The following is a 16,513-nucleotide window of genomic DNA, read 5'->3' on the forward strand; positions in this document are numbered from 1 at the left end:
CTGACCTAATGGCCAGAGCCTTTTACTGTTTTTTTGCATCTTGCTGCTCGGTTGTATTCGGAGATGATTCATCCTCTTTGTCAAAAAACCGCAGCAGGTCACCATAAATAATTTCATCCGAATAATCAAGCTCATTTTTCGCTTTTTCCATATATGGTTCACATGCATTTTTTTCCTCAACAGCTTCACCTGTTGATTTGTCATAGCATATTCCTCTTGTATATACATATTGATCCGTAATAAAGCTGCCGTCCCTTAACACAGCAAACGGAATACGGTCTTTTGAAAAAATATCTGTACCAAATTCGATATCGTTTTTCGTATCAATGCCTAGCAGGTTTAAAATAGTTGGCTTCAAGTCAATTTGCCCGGCGACTTGATGGAACACTTTCGGATTTTTATCGGTAACCCCTGGAATATGGATAATTAACGGAACTTTTTGCAGTTGAATCGTATCAAGCGGCGTAATTTCCTCTTTTCCTAAAAATTGTGCCATCGCTTTGTTATGGTTTTCGGAAATACCGTAATGGTCGCCGTACAATATAATAATTGAATTTTCATATAGTCCAGCTTTTTTTAGATCTTCGATGAACACTTTCAAGGCTTCATCTGTATAACGAACCGTCGTAAAATAGCGATTCACGACTCCATCTTCAGAATCAAATTCATCAATCAATTTATCTTCTTCACCCAACTCAAACGGAAAATGGTTCGTTAATGTAATATATTTCGTATAAAAAGGCTGAGGAACATTTTTCAATAATTGTACCGACTGCTTAAAGAAGTCAATATCCTTCAATCCCCATCCTACCGAATTTTCTTCCGTCACATTATAATCTCTGACATCAAAGAAACGGTCGTATCCGAGAGAATTATACATCACATCGCGATTCCAGAATGTGCGGTTATTTGCATGAAATACAGCTGTGTAATAACCGTAATCCTTTAAAATTTCCGGAGTTGCATTGTACTCATTGTTCGCATTTGTAAAGAAGACTGAGCCTCTTCCCAACGGATACAAAGAATTTTCCAATAAAAATTCTGAATCTGACGTTTTGCCTTGTCCTGTTTGATGGTAAAAATTATCAAAATAGTAGCTTTGTTTAATAAAATCATTTAAAAACGGAGTAATTTCTTGTCCGTTCAATTTCTGATTGATAACAAAGTTTTGGAACGACTCCATAGAGACGATAATGACATTTCTACCTTTTGCAATTCCATTCATTTCTTTACTAGGTTCTTTTTTGTTCGCATTTAAATAATTTTGAATTTCGACCAAGTTATTGCTGTCAGCTAACGCACGTTGTGCAGACGTTTTGGACTGCAGCAAAGAATCGTAAATATGAAAATTGTATACACCGATATTTTTGACGAGCATCTCCCTGTCAAACGTTCTTGTTAAAAGCTGCGGACGCTCTGTTTCAGCCAATCCAAGATTAAAGAAAAACACAGCTGCAACCATTAAATAATATGCTGTTTTTTCTTTGCGCATTAATTTTTCCTGTTTGCGGAAAACAGGTCTCCGTGAAAGCCAAATTAAAATGGCTATATCAACAAACATTAATATATCGACAGGTTGAATCAGCTCGGTTATGCTGCTTCCCAAATCTCCCATATTGCTAGCTTGGAAGAGCACGGGAATAGTCAAAAAGTCGTTATAAAACCGATAAAAAACAACATTAGCTAATAAGAGAAAGGTCATCACAATGCTGGCACCGATCACCCAGCGATTCCGGTTTTTGTCTTTCATAAATAATCCAATACCAAAAACAAACAGCAAAAAGCTCAGCGGATTGATGAATAAAATAATCTCTTGCTTGAAATTTTCTATTTTTATATCAAAGCTAGTTTTGTAGACAATGTACGTTTTAATCCACATAAAAAATGTCGCTAATAACAAAAAAGAAATTTTTGAAAATGTGCTTTTACGCATTTTTTTACCTCCTCAAACGGTGGACCTGCGCATTTCTACACTTAAGTGTTTTTTTCCATTTTTTAGGCATCTTAGTGAATAACTAAAGATTATCTTAATACTTCTTCCAAAAAAAATCAATGTTTTTTTACAATATATTTACAATAAGATGCTAGCTTTTTATATATTATTTTATCTCAGTACCTATTATGTTTAGACGGACAAAAATTAAAAAAGTTTCATATAAACAGAATTTGTTATAATCCAAATTTGGCTGCCAAAAAAATAGCGCCTTTTTTAAAAGCGCTATCAGGTTTTCTTTGCTGGACCTCGACAAGGTACATGTCGAGTTTGGGATTGTGGCTTTAGCGCACACATACTGAAAGTAGCCGGCATCCGCCAGCTACTTTCAGATGAAAATCGAACAAATATAAAAGCAAGTGGAGAGAAACACATTGTTTTTCTCCACTTACTTCATTTTAGGGACTTATCGGACAATTCCTTTTTAGTCTTTCTCAATTTTCAAGTATGTACGTTTTAACCAGCCATGCGCCGCCAATTACACCTGCATCATTGCCAAGCGTTGCAAGAGCAATATCTGCTGCGGAAGCTTCATGAAAAACGAACTGTTGAAAAACATTTTTAACTCTTTTTATTAAAAATTCCCCAGCCTTTGATACTCCACCGCCAATGATAATTTTGGAAGGATTTAAAGCAGTAGCCAAGTTGGCAAGAGCAAGACCAAGATGCATCGTCATGTCGTCGACAACCTGCAATGCCATCTCATCGCCGTTTTTCGCAGCATCAAACACATCTTTTGCAGTGATCGATCCTTTTCTTTCCAATTCTCGATTCAGCGTTGATCTCCCATTAAACTCTTCCATTTTGGCTATAGCCATTCGAACTATTCCAGTTGCAGAGGCGACCGTTTCCAGGCAGCCCGTTTTTCCGCAGTTGCACGGAAAACCTCCATGCAAAACGGAAGTTATATGGCCGATTTCTCCGCCTGCGCTATTTTTCCCATGGATTATTTCTCCATTTGCAATGATTCCTCCGCCGACTCCCGTTCCGAGTGTGACGCATATTAAATCCCTTTCTCCATTCCCCGCTCCTTTCCACATTTCACCAAGAGCTGCAAGGTTGGCATCATTATCAACGATTACTTGCAAACCAGTTTCTTTTTCAAGATTTTTCTTAAGCGGATAATTATTTTCCCATCCAATATTGACAGTTCTAGAAATGATTCCCTCTGTTAAATCGACAGGGCCAGGCGCCCCCATGCCGATTCCAATCAGCTTTTGCTTCGATTCACCAAGTTCTTTCAACTTTTCGTATATAGATTGAGAAATATCACTAACAATATTTTTTCCTGATTTATCGGTAGGGATTTCCCATTTTTCAATAATCTCTCCATTTATATTGATAAATGCAATTTTTATCGTAGTTCCCCCTAAGTCCACACCAACTAGCCAATTATCGATCATATTTTTCATCCTTTACTCTTTTTCTCTTATCTTTTTCTATCATTATTTCTCGTCTTAACAATAGCATGGCCATTTCAAATTCTTTTGCGTCAATCAGCTGCGACTCAAACAGCTGCTTCACCTCCTCCTCCATTAATTCAAGATCAGCCACACGAGCCCCGATGTATATGATAGTACCGAAACGTTTTAAAAGCTGTTGTATGTCGTAAATCGTTTTCAAAAACATCACCTTCTAAATAAAAATGCGGATAAGCTGCACATATTGCTAAAGTTCTTTTTTTGAAAACTTCCGAACAAGTCATCGAGCTATAGATTGTCAAGCTGTTGTTTTAGCTGCTGATATTCCGCTTTTCCCGGATCAAGCTTCAATGCCTTATCAATCGCTTCTTGTGCTTTCACAACATCATTCTGTTCTGCATATATTAGGCTAAGTACATAATAAGCTTGATGAAATGTCGGATCTTTTTCCAATACATTGTTTAAATATTCAATTGAGCTTGCCACATTGTTCAAACGATATTCCGTATAAGCAAGTAAATAGATGATTTCAACTTTTGCATCATCAAGCTCCTTCGCTTCCGAAAGCACTTCGGAAGCCTTTTGGAACTCCTTGTTCTCAATTAGTGCCTGCGCCCTTGCTAAAGCCATTTCCGAATTGCGCTTAGGGGCTATTTCATATCCATAATACCCAAGACCGAAAACGAAGATGATCGATAAAATAAGCCCCACTGCTCTCGTGAAAAATTTGGACATCCTTGGAATCTGCAGAACAAAAGCTGCCAGAAATCCGCCAATTAAACCGCCTATATGACCAGCGTTGTCCACATTCGGAATCGCCCAGCCAAGCATTAAGTTAATTAAAACTACAATCAAGATGTTGGGTCCTATTGTACGGAAAAACAATTTAGGGTTTAACACACCTAAAAACAAGAGCGCACCGAACAAGCCGAATATCGCACCTGATGCACCTGCGGACAAAAAGGGGCTGAAAGCAAAGCTTGCAAGCGAACCAGTAAATCCGGCAAACAAGTATATAAGCAAAAATCGAATCGAACCATACATTTTTTCAACAGTCATTCCAATATAATAAAGGGCTAAAGAGTTCATAATCAAATGCAAAAAACCGATATGCAATAAAATTGGTGAAAAAAATCTCCACCATTCGCCATCGTAAATGGCAGGATTGTATTTCGCTCCAAATTTTATAAGAGTATCAGAATTTGTGCTTCCCCCGTACCATTCAAGAAGAAAAAACATCACAATTTGTGCTGTTAAAAAAACATATGTAAAGAAAGGCCTGCCATTTTCAAAAAAGGAGCGTTCCAGCCTTTCCTGCCTTTTTATATAAGAAAATATTTCTTCTTTTATTCGTTCAACTGATTCAAAATTTGATTCTTCTGCTGCATAATCAAGTTTTTTCAACGAAGCCGAAAGAGCATCTTCCAAATCACCTGTTTTTTCCATTATATGCTCTTGATCCAGCAGCATTGTTTTGACGACTGTTTTCCCATGCGCAAAAGGTTCTTTAATCCGAAATTCCCAATCATCAACAGGAGGAAATGTGGTCACATAAATGTTAAGAATATTTAAGTCCCTTCTCATAGATTGTTTTCGGATCGTTTCAAAAATATGCGCCGTATGTTCAATGTCTTGAGAGATCCAATTTCCCCAGTCAATATCTTTTCTGACAAATCGTACAAGCTGAAAATATTTGTTGCGAAACGGCTCAAGCCAAACCTCCGAATGATCGCCGGATATATTGATTAGCCTGTAATTATGCTCCACCACAAGACTTCGCAAAATTTTCCAAAAAATAAAATCTAGCTGAGTCCCCATTTAAAATCTCTCCGCATGTTTTTCCTTTATTATACCAATGTGGAAGGGCAGTTTGAAGAAAAAAGCTGAATCAAAAACGATTCAGCTTTCCATTTCCACCTATTTAAAAGCACCTTGGAGAAATTTCCTGCCAATTAGCGGTATCTGCATTGTCAGTTGAATAAATTTCTCACGCATCCATTTGCTTTTTAGGCATACGTTCATAATTTTGTATCGATTTGAATATATGAAGAAAATGCCGAATACTAGAAGAATTCTTTTTAATCGCTTCATAATTTAATCCCTCCATTAATTAAAATAAACTTTTTGCTCAATTTTTATCCAAAATAAAATACGCAATTACTGTTGAAATGAAAATTGATAAAAAATTAACTGCGTCATTATTCATCCAGACAAAACCTTTCGTCTTTACCGTATATTCCCCGCAATGTATTCTTTTTTCCGTTTCAGCATGGCAGACGAGACATTTATTTTTTCGTTGAAAAAAGCATCCGAACAGCGTGTCAATCAAAGCTCCAATAAATCCAAATAATATAATGAAAGGTAAAATTTGAGCATCATTTTTTATAAAAAAAGAACTCCCCAGCGCAACAAACGAAGAACCGAGGATGGAAGCAAAAGTTCCGAGAACGGTAACAGCACCTGATGTTCCTTTTTCGACAAATTTTGGAGGAAATAAAAGAATCGGTTTTATTCGGCTTAAGCTGCCAATTTCGGAAGCCCATGTGTCCGCGTTGGCGCAAGCGAATGAAATGGTTAAAAGAATGAACCAAAAATTGCGGTCATCATGATCCACTATATTGAAAATGCTGATCAATACTGGAATCCCGCCATTTGCCAGCACTTGAACATAGTCGCGTCTTTCCCCTTTTTCAAGAATTGATGCCATTTGCGCTTTTCGTTCCTTCTTCCATTTACTGATCATGCTTGATGACGCAAAAAATAATCCAAGGGGGACCAGCCCTGGAAAACCAAAACTAAAATAGATGCTAGCGCCGACAAATACGGAGCTTATTGCTCCAGAAATCGACAAAGCTTTTGACTTATAGGAAATATAAGCGATAGTCGCAATAAAAATAATGAACAATAAAGGAATGATCATTTCCTGCACTCCACCAATTCTTTTTCAGTAATGATGATATCAACCGGAATATCATGGAATTCAATCGGCACTTCCTCAACTATTTGAAAGGAAAAAGCAAGCGCAATAGTTACATTTGCGTATTTATGTAAATAACGATCAAAATAACCCCCGCCATATCCGATCCTGTGCCCACGCCGGTCGAAGCAGATGCCAGGGACGATGAGCAAGTCAATTTCTTTTGGCGTTATGAGTGTTGTTTGCTCAAAGATCGGCTCCTGTAAATCTAAATAAACATTCTCTAATTGATCAAACGATTTTATTTCCCTGAACTCCATTTCTTTTATATTTGGGTCGCATTTAGGCACAGCTGTTTTTTTCTTTTCCTGCCAGCAGCGAAAAAATAAACTTTTTGTATCGACCTCGAAGCCTTTGGATACTGTAAGGCCAATGGTATTCGCCTCCTGCCAATAGTCTGTTTCAAAAAGAGTTTCAGCAATTTTGTTTGACCAGTCCGCATGCAATTCATGCCTCATGTTTTTTAACATCCGTTTCACTTCATTTCTGATTTCAAATTTTTTTTCCAACTTAAAAATTCCTCCCATTTACCTTTTTTATAATAAAAAAACAGCAGGAAATATCTTCCCACTGCTTTTACTTCGTTTCACGATGCAAAGCATGACTTTTGCATCTTGGACAATATTTTTTCAATTCGATGCGTTCTGTGTTTGTACGTTTATTTTTTGTAGAGATATAATTTCTATCGCCGCATTCTGTGCAAGCAAGAGTAATATTTACGCGCATATCTTTCCCTCCAAACTATTTCATGTTCAAATTCAGACTTTTATATAATATCATTTTTGCATTGTAAAATCTACATTATGTTTATTTTTGAACACAAAGTTTCAAGTCGTTTCAAATTACATTTTTTTTAAGTTAACATGAAATTTCGTTAAAAGCCGTTTTGTTCTATTAAAATATATGATATAACAATAAAGGGACAACTAATGGAAGGTGAGATGCATGGAAGTTGTGATTATTATTCTTTTCCTTGTCAGCATTGCTTTATTAGGAATTGCTTATACTCAGCGTGACGATATAAAAGAGTTGGAACAAGAAGTTGAGCATTTATCCGTTTCTGCGATGCAAGAAATATACAAAATGAAAAAGAAAATGAGGGTATTGGAAGAAGAATTGCTGCAAGGAACAAACACAAAACCTGTTTCGCAAGACACACAGTCCGTTATACACTTTGATTATTACACGAAAAACAAAATTCTATCAAAATATCAGCAAGGCATGTCAATTGCTGAAATTGCAAAATCGGAAAATGCCACAACCGATGAAGTAAAGCTAATAATCGAACAAAATAAGAGGGAACTATCATGAATAAACGAATTTTACAAGCATTCTCAGCAGGGATGATCGTTTCCACCTCAATTTTGACCCTCACTTTTTATTTAGGGAACTATGATCAAAAGGTTGTGGCTGAAAAAGAGTTGACGGACAAATCAGTTAACGAGTATTTAGCTCAAAATAATAAAATTGCTGTATCCAATAAAGAATATGAAGAATTTCTTTCTTACAAAGATACAAAAGTAAAAAATCTGAATAAAACACCTCAACAAAATGAACAGCAGCAGAAGCAGCAAAATCAAAATGCACAAAACCAAAATGCACAAAACCAAAATGCACAAAATCAAAACCAAGAACAAAAGAACAATAACCAACAAACTGAGGTAAAACCTGTAAAAGTAAATATTAAAGAAGGCATGACGACAAGCGACGTATCAAAAATACTTGAACAATCGGGCATTATTGATTCCGCCTCCAAATTTAATCAATACTTAATTAAACACGATTATCATAAGCGTGTACAAATTGGAACTTTTGAAGTAAAAAAAGGGATGAGCTACTACGAGATCGCAGAAGCCCTTACAAGATAAAAGGGGCTGCGATCCGTTTTTTTATAAATAAGGTTTGAAACCAGCCGTTTGTAAAAAAAGGAAGTTTTTCAAAACTCAAAATGGTGAAGTTCAGAACCACAAAAAAATTGCCCTTATCATTTTTCTCCCATTCCCGACCGTGTTGATTATTGTCATTCCAAGATCATTGTCCCAGCCTCAATTTTGTGCTTTTCTCGGCTTTTAAATTGTCTTTTTTCAATCAATAGTACTTATAAAAGCCCACCAAAATTCCATGCCTTTTCTTTCACAAAATTGCCCTATGCTCTGCCCGAAATTTTTCCATAACACTTGTCTCTTATATTTCAGACATAGACACGATATAATACTTACAATTCCATTTTATATTCGATAAACTATTTAAATCGAAAGACATAAAAAGTTCCCTTCCTATCTAGATAAATTTGGGCGGCGAACCAAAATTTATTTTAGCACTAGGAGGGGCTTTTTAGTATCGCGGAACCATTTACGAATAACATAGCGATTTTATTTATATAAAAAAGGTTTGCCTGAAAACGGCAAACCTTTAATCATTTAAAGCATAATGGCGGCCTTTAACTAAATATAAAACATTTTCCGCGATATTCGTTGCATGGTCAGCAGTACGTTCAATAAATCTTGCTACAAGAGAGAGCTGGGTAATTTGATTCATATACTCTAAGTTCTCAGGAATAATTTGCAAAAGCTCCTTAATTGCTTCACCATATAAATCATCTACTTCATCGTCTATTTCGGCTATTTTTCTTGCTAATGCAACATCTTCCTCATGGTAAGCTTTCAGCGATAAAGACAGCATTTCTGATGCCAGCTTGTGCATTTTTGTGATTTGTTCAAGCGGTTTTATAAGCGGTTCATTTCCAATTCGAATTGCTGATTTTGCGATGTTGACTGCGTTATCTGCCATTCGTTCGATATCAGCAGCTATTTTAATGGAAACAATGATTCTTCTTAGATCAATCGCAACGGGCTGCTGCTTTGCAATTAAAAGAATTGCAAAGTCATTAATTTCCTCTTCGAGCTGATCGACATTCACATCTTGCTCTAATACTTCAATAGCCAAATCGATATCCTGCTTTTCTAATGCGCGGATTGATTTGCCTAATGCAACTTCCGTCAAACTGCCGATTTCAATTAACTTGGTGTGTAACGTGTTCAAGTCAAGTTCGAATTTTTCTCTCATTTTTTTTCCTCCAACATGAACCGTGTTATTCAAAACAATTATTATCCGAAGCGTCCTGTAATATAATCTTCCGTCCGCTTATCTGACGGATTAGAAAAGATTTGGTCGGTTTCGCCAAATTCGATAACTTCTCCGTTTAAGAAAAAGGCAGTTTTATCAGATATACGTGCAGCTTGCTGCATGTTATGCGTTACAATAATAATGCTGTAATCTTTCTTTAATTCTTGAACCAATTCCTCAATTTTCAACGTAGAAATCGGATCAAGCGCTGACGTTGGTTCGTCCATCAAAATCACATCAGGTTCAATTGCTAAACAACGCGCAATACATAAACGCTGCTGTTGTCCTCCTGACAGGCCATACGCGTTTTCCTTCAACCGATCTTTTACTTCATCCCATATAGCCGCGCCTCTTAAACTTTTTTCGACGATTTCATCCAATATTTTTTTATCACGGATGCCGTGTATTCTCGGTCCATACGCAATATTGTCATAAATAGATTTCGGAAACGGGTTCGGCTTTTGGAAAACCATGCCGACTTGAGTGCGCAGTTCTTCAACACGATAAGATTTATCAAATATATTTTTTCCGCGATATAATATTTCACCGTTGATTCGAACGGATGGAATCAGCTCGACCATTCGATTCAATGTTTTGATATAAGTCGACTTTCCGCACCCAGAAGGACCGATGATTGCAGTTACTTCATTTTCATAAATGTCTAAATCAATGTTTTTTAGAGCTTGATCATCACCGTACCATAAATTTAAGCCGTTCGTTTTATAGACAATTTTCTTTTCATTCTTGTCTTCGCTATTTTGTTCATAAACAATTTCTTGTTCTTTTTTCAGTTCAGTTTTTTTCAATTCAGTAATTGCCAAAATAAAAACCTCCTTCATCCTTTTAGGAAAACCCATTTAATAACGCTTTTGAAATTTGTTTCGAATCAACACCGCAACCGAATTCATTACTATTAAGAAAATAAACAACACAATGATTCCGGCAGCTGCTACATTTTGAAATTCTGCTTGAGGTCGCGACGCCCAATTGTAAATTTGAATCGGCATAACCGTATAGGAGCTTAATAAATTCTCTGGTAAATAGTTAACAAATACAAATGCACCCGCCACAAGAAGAGGGGCTGTTTCTCCAATAGCTCGTGAAAAAGCTAAAATGCTTCCGGTAAGAATTCCAGGAATTGCAGCTGGAAGAACAATTCGATAAATTGTTTGCCATTTTGTTGCTCCCATTCCATAAGAAGCTTCACGTAACTCTTTCGGAACCGAACGGATCGCTTCTTGTGCCGCCACGACAATAACTGGCAATATTAATAAACTCATCGTTAAACCGCCTGCCAAAATGCTTCTGCCTAAATCCATTCCCCGAACAAATACTGTAAGCCCCAACAAACCAAAAACAATAGATGGGACACCCGCCAAATTCGAAATATTCGCCTGAATAAAATTTGTAAGTTTATTTTTTTTCGCATATTCCTCTAAATAGATAGCTGTTCCTACACCAAGCAGGAGGGAAATTGGAATGACCACTCCCATAACCCAAATTGAGCCGACCAGGGCTGCTTTTATTCCTGATGCAGAAGCTCTTCTAGAGGCAAAATTTTGGAAAAACTCCGGTGTTACATAACTAATTCCTTGAGTGAATATTCGGTATAACAGAATAGCAAGGACTACTAAAGCGAAGATGGTAGATACAAAAAACAGTGTTTGAAAAAAACGATTTTTCATGGCCCTTTTGCCCATCATTTTTCGAACAACCGTTTGATCAATGTACTTCATGTTAATATTCCTCCCTGAATCGGCGCGAGATAAATTGAGCTAATAAATTCATCAGCATTGTAAAGACAAAAAGCGTGGCCCCGACAGCATAAATGCTGTAATAGATTGTTGTTCCGTATCCCGCATCGCCCGTGCTGACTTGAACGATATAAGCCGTCATCGTTTGAATAGATTCAGTTGGATCAAACGTTAATTTTGGAGTGGCTCCTCCAGCCAATGTGACAATCATTGTTTCGCCAATCGCACGGGAAATTCCTAGTACGAACGAGGCAACGACTCCCGATGTGGCAGCAGGAAGTACTACTTTTAAAGCCACCTCAAATTTTGTCGCACCTAAAGCAAGTGCGCCTTCTCGAATGGAATTCGGAACAGAGCTCATCGCATCTTCTGAAAGGGAAGCAATCATCGGAATAATCATAATTCCAACAACAATGCCCGGGCTTAATGCATTGAAAAAGCCAATATCAGGGATCAATTTTTGCAAGAGAGGAGTAACAAACGTCAGAGCAAAAAAACCATATACAATAGTTGGAATTCCTGCCAAAACCTCTAAAATCGGTTTGATAATCCTTCTTGTCCGATCTGACGCATACTCACTCAAAAAAATAGCAGATGCAAGACCGACTGGAAGCGCAACAATCATGGCAATAACCGTTACTAAAAGCGTGCCAGAAACAAGAGCCATGATTCCATATGAGGCATCATCTTTTAAAAACGGATACCATTCTTTTTCAGTGATAAATTCAAAAAAAGAAACTCGTGAAAAAAACATGATTGTTTCTGTAGCAAGAGTAGCAATGATTCCGATAGTTGTTAAGATGGAAATAGCTGCTGCAACAAATAAAACGGCTGGGACCATTTTTTCCATAAAATCGCGCGTGGATTTTTTTGTTTTTTTCTCTTTGATCATTTCCCGAACCGATTTTCCTGCAGATAAAGCCATCATGAAAACCCCTTTCATGCCCATAGGAAGATGAGAAGCAAGGATGCTTCTCATCCAACCAGTCTATTTATTTTTATTTTAAACCTTCAAGCGTTTTTAACTGTTCATCATATTGCTCTTGCGGAAGTTTTACATAGCCAACTTCCTCTGCCAATTGCCCAGCGTTTTCCAAGGCAAACTTCACGTATTCATACACTTGCGGCTTTTCTTTTAATGATTTGTTGTTCACATAAAAGAATAGCGGACGGGAAAGCGGTTCATAAGTTCCTTTTTCAATCGTTTCATTTGTCGGCTCGACTGCTTCCCCTTTAGAGTTTACAATCGGTACAACTTTCAACTGGTCTTTATTTTCTAAATAGTATGCATAGCCGAAATAACCTATTGCATTTTTATCGTTAGCGACTCCTTTTACAAGTACGTTATCGTCTTCGGACAATGTCGCATCTTTTACAATCGGCTCACCGCCTAAAACAACTTCATCAAAATAATCATACGTACCGGAATCTGTACCAGGCGAGAAGTATTTAATTTTTTCATCCGGCCACTCAGGGTTGATGTCAGACCATTTTTTCGGCTCGCCTTTCCAAATTTTTGCTAAATCTTCGATCGTAAGTTTATCGACCCAGTCATTTTCTTTGTTTACAACAACGGATAAACCGTCAAAAGCAATTTTGAATTCTGTATATTCAATACCATTTTCTTCAGCAACTTTTTTCTCTTCGTCTTTAATTGGGCGAGATGCGTTAGAAATATCAGTTTCACCAGCTGTAAATTTTTCAAAGCCTCCGCCTGTTCCTGAAATTCCAATTGGAGCTTTTACATCAGGATGTTCTGCAGCAAATTCTTCAGAAACAGCTTCCATTATCGGACCAACAGTTGATGATCCATCAATAGCGATTTCACCTTCTAATTTTTGCTCGCTTGATCCGCTTTCTGAAGATGATTGCTGTCCGGAGTTTGAACCATTTGTGTTTGCATCATCCGAATTACCGCAGGCTGCTGTAAAAGCTAATACAGAACTGATCATAATGGATGACGCCAAAAATTTAAAATTTTTCATTCGGTTACTTCCCCCTATTATTTCGTGATCTCATCTTACGTATATAAGATTAACTTTCAAGTATTAAACAAGTTTTAATAGAATGTAAAGCTTTTGTAAAGCTTGTTTTTTGTGTGTATAAAGAACAGCTGATGCTGCGTAAACGGCATTCCGCATTTATTTTATCCCTTCTCTCCATCCGCTAGATTTGGCCTGTGTATGCGCTTTTCTTGTTTTAACGGGCGGTTGCTTTCTTTCAGCCTAATTTGTTTAACAAACAGATATATGAACGCATGGCCTGAACCTATTAAGAGCAATAAAAAAGGAATGGTTTTTGTTTCATTTGTCAAAGCAACTGTAAAAATAAAAAAGAGGATCGATAGGATTCTTCCTGCATTTAAAAAAATTTCTCGAACAACAATATATTCGATCCTTGCTTGCGCAATATTCCACCCTTTTCCAATCACATCATACGTGATCGAAGAGTACGGAACAAGCAAAATTGGATAGGCAATTCCGATTGCAATAGCATATATTAACAATCTTTCATAGGAAATTTGAAATAAAATGAGAAACAAGGAAAAGTATAGCATAAGCCCGCCGGCTAGAATAGCTTTTTTCCTCATTTTTTTCGTGATCCACCGAGAAGCCACAATATAAGTGAAAAAGGCTACGAAAGAATTTAGAAAACTAAATGTACCTAAAGCCATCTCACTTTTGGTCACGATGTATACAAACACATTAATGAAAAATGTAAATGTTCCTTCACGCAATCCTTGAAACACATGAGCGTTTGTAATTAATCTCCAATTTTTGTTTCTTTTTCTTTCTTGAATGATTTTCAATAAAATGTAATCTCCGTGAGCTTTTCTAGACGTAAAAAAGAAGCTCAACATGACAGCAACAGTAAATAACATTAACGAAACTGCAAAAATCACTTTATACCCAATAGTATTTGTAAGTCTTGAAATAATCAGACCGGCTAACATCGGTCCAACCATCCCTGAAAGGGAAGTTAATATCCCAAGAAAGCCATTAAAAAAGTCCCGTGTTTCCGGTTCAGTAATTTCAAATGTCAACACATTAAAGGCCAGCCAATAAAAACCGTAGCCGATGCCAATGATTGCACCTAACAAATACATGTAGTTGACAGCTTGATCTTTTAAAACTAAAACGGTTAGAAAAAATGCGGCTAAAAAGGACACTCCTAGGCGAAGTACAACGACTCGATCAATTTTTTTGGATACTTTCCCAGCAATAATGAAAGCAAGCGGCTGAAAAATGACAATAAATAAATTGTATAATCCTAAATCAATCAATTCCCCTGACTGTTTCCATAAATAAACATTTACGAACGTATTCGAAAGTGCAATGCTTAATGAATAAAAACCGCCGATCATCAACAGCAGCATGAAATCATGGTCTGTTTTTCTTGATCCAATCCATTTTTTGACGTTTATCATATAAAACTCCCCTTTACTTGCTACTACTATTTTTCCTAGCTAAAGGGGAGTTATGTATAAAGAAAGGTGTTTTCGTTACCTTTCAGTGATCAACCTCAAAAAAATGCACAGAAACCGCTGAAACGCGAATTATGCCAGTCATTTCCAAAAAATAGTAGAGTAGAAAACTGATTTCAAGGGGCTGTCCAGAAAGTCAAATCCGTTTGTGTCGTCCCATAGGCTGACCAGTTTGGATTTTTCTGTGTTGATTTCAAGGTCTAGTTTCTCCACCAGTTGCCTGTCAGCTACCGAGCGTCCTGGCATTTACTCGAGTTGGACTTGCACCAACTAGCAGATAACAGCTTAGCTGGGCGCGACAAATAAAAAAAGGCTGAGATTCGAATATCTCAGCCTCTTGTAACAGTTTATTTTGCAGCGCTGTAGCGTTTTGCCACTTCATCCCAATTCACAACATTCCAAAACGCTGCAATATATTCAGGACGACGGTTTTGGTATTTTAAGTAATAAGCATGCTCCCAAACATCAAGACCTAAAATTGGAGTTTTCCCTTCCATAAGAGGATTGTCTTGGTTTGGAGTGCTTGTAATTTCAAGCTCGCCGTTGTTTACAACCAACCATGCCCAGCCGGAGCCAAAACGACCAGCAGCAGCTTTAGCAAATTCTTCTTTAAAAGCTTCAAAACTTCCAAATTTTTTGTTAATTGCTTCTGCTAATTCTCCAGTTGGCTCGCCGCCTCCATTCGGTGAGAGGATGGTCCAGAACAAGCTGTGATTTGCATGTCCTCCACCATTATTTCGAACAGCTGTACGAACAGATTCAGGAACAGCGTCTAAATTAGAGATTAAGTCTTCTACACTTTTAGATAAAAGTTCAGTTTGACCTTCCAAAGCAGCGTTCAAGTTCGTCACATATGTGTTATGATGTTTTGTGTGGTGAATCGTCATTGTTTCTTTGTCAATATGAGGTTCCAATGCATCATAGTCGTATGGCAATTTAGGTAATTCATAAGCCATAATGAATCTCCTCCTTAATGATTAATATGTACTAAATGCTTTCTGCCTTGAAGCTTTCATATTCAGATTACCAAACTTATTAAAATGATGCAATTAATGTGCAATTAAAAAAGCGGTTACATTATTCGACTAATTTTATGGACCCTGCAGGATTCGAACCTGCGACCGGACGGTTATGAGCCGTCTGCTCTAACCAGCTGAGCTAAGGGTCCTTTTTCAAACACATAAGTAAATTATCACTAAATAGCTGTTGAAGTCAATGGCTAATTTAGAATATTGTATAAAGAAAATGAATGATCATCAACAGCTGAATCAGCCCTTTTGCTACTGTGCTCGCCAACAACCCCAATAAAGAACCGACTCCAACCTTTACAGCCTCGCTAAATGTTTTGCGGTGTACGAGAAGCTCTGCCGCAACAGCCCCTAAAAAAGGTCCTAAAATAATGCCAACAAACGGGATGATAAATGGCCCGGCAATTAAACCAATCGTACTTCCCCAGCCGGCTGCTTTACTTCCACCAAACCGTTTAACTCCTACCATATTTGCCAAATAATCCGATAGGAATAAAAGAATGATGAACATACTTTCAACAACCCAAAATGAAATGGTTAACTGGCTGAAGCTAAAACAAATCCCATAGATAAAAAAGGCTGCTACAATCAATAACGCTGACGGTAAAATGGGGAAAAGCAGCCCGACAAAAGATAAGATAAAAAGAGCAATGATCAAAATCCAAATGATTACATCCATTTGCTTATCCTCCTATAAATTAGAAATCAATGAACAATTTAATCCACTTGA

Annotated in this window: 17 protein-coding genes and 1 tRNA gene; 2 read left to right on the forward strand and 16 right to left on the reverse strand. The window is 37.2% G+C overall.

Annotated elements, in window-relative coordinates; genetic code table 11:
- Nucleotides 1–22 precede the first annotated feature (22 nt).
- The 7 genes from NSU02_RS13540 to rpmG form a co-directional block, all read right to left on the reverse strand.
- Nucleotides 23–1,933, reverse strand: a complete 1,911-nt coding sequence (locus NSU02_RS13540; RefSeq protein ID WP_339193051.1) for an LTA synthase family protein — start codon at nt 1,931–1,933, stop codon at nt 23–25.
- A 494-nt stretch (nt 1,934–2,427) separates the two neighbouring features.
- Nucleotides 2,428–3,396 carry an ROK family glucokinase gene (locus tag NSU02_RS13545; protein ID WP_066247573.1) on the reverse strand — a complete coding sequence of 323 codons (969 nt, stop codon included), beginning with the start codon at nt 3,394–3,396 and terminating at the stop codon, nt 2,428–2,430.
- Entirely contained in the window at nt 3,386–3,616 is a 231-nt protein-coding gene (locus tag NSU02_RS13550; protein WP_339193055.1) for a YqgQ family protein, read from the reverse strand. Before NSU02_RS13550 ends, NSU02_RS13545 begins: the two co-directional genes overlap by 11 nt.
- 86 nt (nt 3,617–3,702) lie before the next feature.
- Nucleotides 3,703–5,232 carry a rhomboid family intramembrane serine protease gene (locus tag NSU02_RS13555; RefSeq protein WP_063388085.1) on the reverse strand — a complete coding sequence of 510 codons (1,530 nt, stop codon included), beginning with the start codon at nt 5,230–5,232 and terminating at the stop codon, nt 3,703–3,705.
- A gap of 310 nt (nt 5,233–5,542) precedes the next feature.
- The gene (locus NSU02_RS13560) at nt 5,543–6,334 is read right to left on the reverse strand and encodes a DUF92 domain-containing protein (RefSeq protein WP_066247569.1); all 792 of its coding nucleotides are present in this window, start codon (nt 6,332–6,334) and stop codon (nt 5,543–5,545) included.
- Nucleotides 6,331–6,900, reverse strand: a complete 570-nt coding sequence (locus tag NSU02_RS13565) for a 5-formyltetrahydrofolate cyclo-ligase (RefSeq protein WP_339193058.1) — start codon at nt 6,898–6,900, stop codon at nt 6,331–6,333. The genes NSU02_RS13560 and NSU02_RS13565 overlap by 4 nt, the downstream gene beginning before the upstream one ends.
- Nucleotides 6,901–6,967: 67 nt before the next feature.
- Nucleotides 6,968–7,117 (reverse strand): 50S ribosomal protein L33, encoded by a 150-nt coding sequence (gene rpmG / locus NSU02_RS13570; protein WP_063388082.1) that lies wholly within the window; start codon nt 7,115–7,117, stop codon nt 6,968–6,970.
- Nucleotides 7,118–7,336: 219 nt separating this feature from the next.
- Between rpmG and NSU02_RS13575 the strand changes: the two genes are divergently transcribed.
- Nucleotides 7,337–7,702, forward strand: coding sequence for a hypothetical protein (locus tag NSU02_RS13575; RefSeq protein WP_339193061.1), 366 nt, complete (start codon nt 7,337–7,339; stop codon nt 7,700–7,702).
- Entirely contained in the window at nt 7,699–8,259 is a 561-nt protein-coding gene (locus NSU02_RS13580) for an endolytic transglycosylase MltG (RefSeq protein ID WP_339193063.1), read from the forward strand. The genes NSU02_RS13575 and NSU02_RS13580 overlap by 4 nt, the downstream gene beginning before the upstream one ends.
- 544 nt (nt 8,260–8,803) lie before the next feature.
- Here the strand turns inward: NSU02_RS13580 and phoU are convergent.
- The 9 genes from phoU to NSU02_RS13625 form a co-directional block, all read right to left on the reverse strand.
- Nucleotides 8,804–9,457 carry a phosphate signaling complex protein PhoU gene (gene phoU / locus NSU02_RS13585; RefSeq protein ID WP_063388079.1) on the reverse strand — a complete coding sequence of 218 codons (654 nt, stop codon included), beginning with the start codon at nt 9,455–9,457 and terminating at the stop codon, nt 8,804–8,806.
- Between the two features lie 41 nt (nt 9,458–9,498).
- Complete coding sequence (gene pstB, locus NSU02_RS13590) at nt 9,499–10,308, reverse strand: phosphate ABC transporter ATP-binding protein PstB (protein ID WP_063388174.1); 810 nt, start codon at nt 10,306–10,308, stop codon at nt 9,499–9,501.
- 66 nt (nt 10,309–10,374) lie between these two features.
- Nucleotides 10,375–11,253, reverse strand: a complete 879-nt coding sequence (pstA, locus tag NSU02_RS13595) for a phosphate ABC transporter permease PstA (protein WP_063388078.1) — start codon at nt 11,251–11,253, stop codon at nt 10,375–10,377.
- A gap of 1 nt (nt 11,254) precedes the next feature.
- A complete protein-coding gene (pstC, locus tag NSU02_RS13600) occupies nt 11,255–12,196 on the reverse strand; it encodes a phosphate ABC transporter permease subunit PstC (RefSeq protein WP_063388077.1) in 942 nt (313 codons plus the stop codon).
- A gap of 73 nt (nt 12,197–12,269) precedes the next feature.
- Nucleotides 12,270–13,256: a PstS family phosphate ABC transporter substrate-binding protein gene (locus NSU02_RS13605; RefSeq protein WP_117016748.1), complete on the reverse strand. Its 987-nt coding sequence runs from the start codon at nt 13,254–13,256 to the stop codon at nt 12,270–12,272.
- 161 nt (nt 13,257–13,417) lie between these two features.
- On the reverse strand, nt 13,418–14,698 hold the full coding sequence (locus tag NSU02_RS13610; RefSeq protein WP_339193067.1) for an MFS transporter: 1,281 nt from the start codon (nt 14,696–14,698) through the stop codon (nt 13,418–13,420).
- 404 nt (nt 14,699–15,102) lie between these two features.
- The gene (gene sodA / locus NSU02_RS13615) at nt 15,103–15,711 is read right to left on the reverse strand and encodes a superoxide dismutase SodA (protein WP_063388074.1); all 609 of its coding nucleotides are present in this window, start codon (nt 15,709–15,711) and stop codon (nt 15,103–15,105) included.
- Nucleotides 15,712–15,849: 138 nt separating this feature from the next.
- Nucleotides 15,850–15,923 (reverse strand) — tRNA-Ile (locus tag NSU02_RS13620).
- Between the two features lie 56 nt (nt 15,924–15,979).
- Nucleotides 15,980–16,462, reverse strand: a complete 483-nt coding sequence (locus tag NSU02_RS13625) for a DUF456 domain-containing protein (RefSeq protein WP_063388073.1) — start codon at nt 16,460–16,462, stop codon at nt 15,980–15,982.
- Nucleotides 16,463–16,513: the final 51 nt, after the last annotated feature.

This window comes from Aeribacillus sp. FSL W8-0870 (assembly GCF_037963755.1).
Taxonomy (GTDB): domain Bacteria; phylum Bacillota; class Bacilli; order Bacillales; family Aeribacillaceae; genus Aeribacillus; species Aeribacillus composti.

Coding starts and splice junctions, on each gene's coding strand:
- NSU02_RS13540 (WP_339193051.1), bottom strand. CDS start 1,933: ATGCGTAAAAGCACATTTTCAAAAATTTCTTTTTTGTTATTAGCGACA.
- NSU02_RS13545 (WP_066247573.1), bottom strand. CDS start 3,396: ATGATCGATAATTGGCTAGTTGGTGTGGACTTAGGGGGAACTACGATA.
- NSU02_RS13555 (WP_063388085.1), bottom strand. CDS start 5,232: ATGGGGACTCAGCTAGATTTTATTTTTTGGAAAATTTTGCGAAGTCTT.
- NSU02_RS13560 (WP_066247569.1), bottom strand. CDS start 6,334: ATGATCATTCCTTTATTGTTCATTATTTTTATTGCGACTATCGCTTAT.
- rpmG (WP_063388082.1), bottom strand. CDS start 7,117: ATGCGCGTAAATATTACTCTTGCTTGCACAGAATGCGGCGATAGAAAT.
- NSU02_RS13575 (WP_339193061.1), top strand. CDS start 7,337: ATGGAAGTTGTGATTATTATTCTTTTCCTTGTCAGCATTGCTTTATTA.
- NSU02_RS13580 (WP_339193063.1), top strand. CDS start 7,699: ATGAATAAACGAATTTTACAAGCATTCTCAGCAGGGATGATCGTTTCC.
- phoU (WP_063388079.1), bottom strand. CDS start 9,457: ATGAGAGAAAAATTCGAACTTGACTTGAACACGTTACACACCAAGTTA.
- pstA (WP_063388078.1), bottom strand. CDS start 11,253: ATGAAGTACATTGATCAAACGGTTGTTCGAAAAATGATGGGCAAAAGG.
- pstC (WP_063388077.1), bottom strand. CDS start 12,196: ATGGCTTTATCTGCAGGAAAATCGGTTCGGGAAATGATCAAAGAGAAA.
- NSU02_RS13605 (WP_117016748.1), bottom strand. CDS start 13,256: ATGAAAAATTTTAAATTTTTGGCGTCATCCATTATGATCAGTTCTGTA.
- NSU02_RS13610 (WP_339193067.1), bottom strand. CDS start 14,698: ATGATAAACGTCAAAAAATGGATTGGATCAAGAAAAACAGACCATGAT.
- sodA (WP_063388074.1), bottom strand. CDS start 15,711: ATGGCTTATGAATTACCTAAATTGCCATACGACTATGATGCATTGGAA.
- NSU02_RS13625 (WP_063388073.1), bottom strand. CDS start 16,462: ATGGATGTAATCATTTGGATTTTGATCATTGCTCTTTTTATCTTATCT.